Origin of the sequence: Vibrio sp. 1562 (assembly GCF_033340155.1) — a bacterium.
In the GTDB taxonomy this organism is placed as follows: Bacteria; Pseudomonadota; Gammaproteobacteria; order Enterobacterales; family Vibrionaceae; genus Vibrio; species Vibrio alginolyticus.
Genome location: NZ_JAWOVY010000293.1, coordinates 1 through 734 on the forward strand (window position 1 = coordinate 1; position 734 = coordinate 734).

At 46.9% G+C, this 734-nt stretch carries 1 protein-coding gene; it reads left to right on the top strand.

Translation table 11 applies throughout. The features are described from left to right. Nucleotides 1-36 precede the first annotated feature (36 nt). On the top strand, nucleotides 37-734 hold a 698-nt coding region (locus tag R7Z49_RS24745), incomplete at its 3' end, for a DEAD/DEAH box helicase (protein ID WP_318112337.1).

A 734-nucleotide genomic window follows, 5' to 3' on the forward strand; every position in this document is an offset into this window, starting at 1 on the left:
TGCCCTCTTTTTCATCCCACCTGAGGATATTTCCCTGTGAGCAAACAAACTTTTGACCAAGTAGGCCTGAACCCAGCGCTACTAGAAACGCTGGATTCATTGAACTACACCCATATGACGCCAATTCAAGCGTTAAGCTTACCGGCGATTTTGAATCAGCGTGACGTAATTGGTCAGGGTAAAACGGGCTCGGGTAAAACAGCTGCGTTTGGTCTTGGCGTGCTATCAAATCTAAACGTAAAACGATTTCGCGTGCAGGCTTTGGTGCTGTGTCCAACTCGCGAACTGGCGGATCAAGTTGCTAAAGAAATTCGAACGCTAGGGCGTGGTATCCATAACATTAAAGTACTTACGTTATGCGGCGGTATGCCGATGGGACCGCAAATTGGTTCGTTAGAGCATGGTGCACATATCCTTGTTGGTACTCCGGGGCGTATTCTGGATCACCTTGAGAAAGGCCGTATTAACTTGGAAGAGTTGAATACATTGGTGCTGGATGAAGCCGATCGTATGCTAGAAATGGGCTTCCAAGACGCTTTGGATGCGATTATTAATGCGGCGCCTAAACAGCGTCAGACATTGCTTTTTAGCGCAACATTCCCAGAGAAGATCGAGAAAATCGCTCAGCGTATTATGAAATCGCCAGAGATGATCAAGGTTGAATCGACTCACGATACTTCCAGCATTGCTCAATACTTCTACAAAGTAGAAGGAACTGAAGCGCGTGATGAGGC